Source organism: Dyella jejuensis, assembly GCF_044904675.1.
Taxonomy (GTDB): domain Bacteria; phylum Pseudomonadota; class Gammaproteobacteria; order Xanthomonadales; family Rhodanobacteraceae; genus Dyella_B; species Dyella_B jejuensis.
Window position 1 is genome coordinate 1 of record NZ_JADIKJ010000044.1, and the last position, 3,453, is coordinate 3,453.

Consider the following 3,453-nt stretch of genomic DNA (forward strand, 5'->3'; position numbering starts at 1 on the left):
GGCAGCCCCGGCGTGGCCTGATCCTGCGCGCCATACGAACTGGTGATCGCCGAGGCCGTCTGGTACTGGTTCACCAGGCTTTGTCCGGATGTTTCGGCGTATTCGCTCTGGTCGACCAGGTCGCCATCCGCGTTGTAGGTATAAAACGTGGCGGCGAGGAGAATGGCATTGGCGCGAGCGGCGATGCCATCGTAAGAAAATCAATCTGGCCTTGAGCTTTTCGAGCATCATTACTGCGCTGAAAATCACTCCAACAATTTGACCTTGGTGATTCTCACGCCATCATCAATTTTGACGTCAATACTATATTTATCAAGGTACTCATTAATTACTCTCTTAAAAGATAGATAACCCTCAATAGAACTTCCGATTAAAATTTTACCTTTTGGTGTTATCTTGACTCCCGAACGAAACCGAGGAACTATAGAAAATACATTCCTCTCTTCTGAAGATCTTGATCTCCTTATCTTAGTAACGGCTATAAATTTCACATTACCCCATCCAATATATTGAAATCGAACGCCAAAAATTTCCCTAAAAACCCCCTCATCACTTATAATTAAATTAGCATTCATAATTATATTTACGTAAACAATGCTTCCAACAAAAGCAAAGCAAATCCCTCCAAGCATCCAAACATCGCGATAGTTACCAAATGCAATAGCTCTTTGAATAAAAACAGCAAACATAAGTAATATGATGCCCGCCCAAACATTAAACGCAAAAAATGATCGGAAATGAAATTTCATAAATTTTCCATAAGTTAATGATTGTATTGTAAAATAATCCCGATAAATCAGATAATCCTTAGCGCAACTTTCATTAAAGCAAAGGAGGCTGCCACTGCCTCGATGGTACAAGAGAGTTAGATGGTTACGTCATTGGAGTGTTCAACGAGTAGGTCGAATTAGGATCCATCGCAGTACCTAAAATGTTCACTCCTGCACTCAAACCACTGAACACCAACCCACCCGTCTCCCCCACCGCATCCTCTAACGGCATAAAGAAGAACGACTTTCCACTCGCGCCAAGAGTTGCGTTATCTACGGTGTAGTAATTCAAATTGCTCTTGCCGAAGAAAGCCACTCCGTAATCACCCGAATTCGCTCCCGCGTTTGCCGCCGCATCAACTCCCGTGCTTGGAACTTATAAATTTTTCGCGTGCGTATCAGGCGGCTTTTTCTTGAAGCTTCAGCAGCGCTTTTTCAAATCCGCTATCCAGTAGGTCTCTCAGTTGTACAAGCTGTTCCCTACGATCGGTCACCGGCGGACCAACCAGCTTCTGCAGTTCCTCTAGCGATAAACCCTTTCCGATTTCAAGAAGTCCACGCAGGTAATACCAACCGCTCCTCTTATCGGTCCAATCACTTTCGTTGGACGCATCTAAGCGGCCAACGAGGCAATTCACCTCACCAGCTCGCCTTGAGTCATAAAGTCTTAGCTTGCATTGATCTGATTCAAACACAACGCTTACCAAATCGCCGCCAGTATTGCTGCGAGACTCGGCAAAGCGAAAAGCGTGCTTTGACAGAAAATCACCAAGCACCGAAGAAACGAGATCATTAAATTCGTTTTTCATAAATTATTGCCCCTTCACCCAAGAACTGCCTTGCCGGGTATAACCAAACTGACCTGCGTTTTGCTGCAGGTAATTCACTTCGGACGCTGTATAGCTGTTCGGCCTATTTATTAGGACATCTTCTGGCGTCTCATTCCACAAGTTGAACTCGGAGACACCGTTTTCCAAGTTCGACTGCAGGAACTGCTGGTTCACGTTCCACACCACAGCACGGCCCTGCTCTGCTGACAGCCCCTGTGTTAGCCCTTCATAGACGCCATCGGGAGTCTGGAACCAGATGCCGCCATTCGTCTGGGCCTCGTTGATGTATCCACCGTTCACAGAATTCCATTGTCCGAGAACGACGCGAGAACCATCTCCACTTACGTTCGTGGAAAGATCGGCAAGAGCACTTGCGGGTGTTGCCGTATCACCACCTGTCAGCGTGGCAGTACGAAGTTGATCTACGAGGCCTTGCGTATATGCATCAAGCGTAGGTCCTGTGCTTGGAACTAGTAACCTTCCGGCAGCGCCCTATATGTAAGCTCTACGCCCATAGACTGAAGCTGTTGTTTTGCTGCACTTAAGAACCTTGAAGCCACTTCACTTGGTTGAAATTGATATATCAATTCTATTCGCACATCTTTATTTCTCGAATCAGGCAGAACAGCGACCAACTGCCCACTTTTAACAAACCCCAAATAACCGCCAATCTTTTTTTCCAGAAGATTGAAGTGTGATTTCTCATCCTCCCAGCTCAAATGATCTGAAATGGTAAGGACAACCTTGCCATCGCTTTTCGATATTCCCATATTGTCGATAGAGCCAGCATCTTCAACGCTCATGTTTAATATCCCTCCGGCAAATTCGACGGTCTAATAATTTGTACTTGCGTGGGTGGAATCACCGTCCCAGCGGGATAGTAAGGATTACCAGCTTTGCCGACCACCTGCCCACCATACGACCCAAGTAGCGGATAGCCTTCGCTTTGGTTTGTTGTCAATGGTGCAGTTTCGCTCGACTTAGCCTCAAGCAATCCGAAATTGGACGTATCTGGGTCGGTACCAATTCCGTCCAATCGAACACGAAAGTCGGCAAGATTTCCGTCTGCATCCGTGAACGGTTGAATAGACACCTCTTCAAGAAAATTGTTCAACGTATCAGAGCCATAGTTTGCAACACGTGCCTGAAACGCCGCTCCATTTTGAGCATTTATCTGCACTTGAGTAAGTTGCGATGTACTGTCTAAGCCTGTTGTGACTGGAACCCCGCCATCGCTCTGCGAGTTTAGGCTAGCCCCAACCCATAAGCCACCCAACAGAGGAGCAGTTGCGTTAGTCAGTTGCGCTACGGCGTAGGCATTCTGGTCACTCACGCCTGATGCCGACATTACACCATACAAACCAGTGCTGATGGAGTTCATCGACTCCAAGCCAGTGAGTTCTGGATTGGGGTTTTCAGCATTCTGCCATGCCGCCATTTGTCCTGCTGCGAGCGAGTCCGCGTTGGGCACTTCGTAATTTGCCAGGTCCCATCCCTGCAGCAACTTTGTTCCGATGGATTGATTGGAATTCACGATATTGGAGACGGCATTCCATAAATTGAAGGTGTTTGGCTGGCTTGGGCTTTGTCCAAACTCGTCGACCGTTCCCACTCCTGTCCCAGCGTTGGCAAGGAATGAGTTTGCCTGATTGACCTCATCCGCCGTTGGCGTTACCAGGATGGGGGCCAGGGTGGGCGCTTGCGAGGGATCGGGGCCGTCCGAAACGTTCGTCCCTTCCGCGTTCATCTGCATCGCGGCGTCATACGAATAAATTTGACCGGTTTGCGAGTCGTACACGCCTGGCTGGCCGTCGGCCGTGTTGTATGTCTGGCTCGATGTGCTCGATACATCC

At 48.0% G+C, this 3,453-nt stretch carries 6 protein-coding genes; 1 reads left to right on the forward strand and 5 read right to left on the reverse strand.

All coding sequences use genetic code 11. The annotated features are described in order from the left end of the window. On the forward strand, positions 1-215 hold a 215-nt coding region (locus ISP15_RS18145; RefSeq protein ID WP_404549382.1), incomplete at its 5' end, for a hypothetical protein. Between the two features lie 30 nt (positions 216-245). Here ISP15_RS18145 and ISP15_RS18150 read toward each other — a convergent pair. From ISP15_RS18150 to ISP15_RS18170, 5 genes are all read right to left on the reverse strand, one after another. Further along, a complete protein-coding gene (locus ISP15_RS18150; protein ID WP_404549384.1) occupies positions 246-749 on the reverse strand; it encodes a hypothetical protein in 504 nt (167 codons plus the stop codon). 419 nt (positions 750-1,168) lie between these two features. Next, positions 1,169-1,579 (reverse strand): hypothetical protein, encoded by a 411-nt coding sequence (locus ISP15_RS18155; protein WP_404549386.1) that lies wholly within the window; start codon positions 1,577-1,579, stop codon positions 1,169-1,171. Between the two features lie 3 nt (positions 1,580-1,582). Then, positions 1,583-1,900: a hypothetical protein gene (locus ISP15_RS18160; protein WP_404549388.1), complete on the reverse strand. Its 318-nt coding sequence runs from the start codon at positions 1,898-1,900 to the stop codon at positions 1,583-1,585. 170 nt (positions 1,901-2,070) lie between these two features. After that, positions 2,071-2,403, reverse strand: coding sequence for a DUF6572 domain-containing protein (locus ISP15_RS18165; protein WP_404549390.1), 333 nt, complete (start codon positions 2,401-2,403; stop codon positions 2,071-2,073). Positions 2,404-2,405: 2 nt separating this feature from the next. Then, positions 2,406-3,453: hypothetical protein (locus tag ISP15_RS18170; protein WP_404549392.1), on the reverse strand; the 1,048-nt coding region annotated here is incomplete at its 5' end.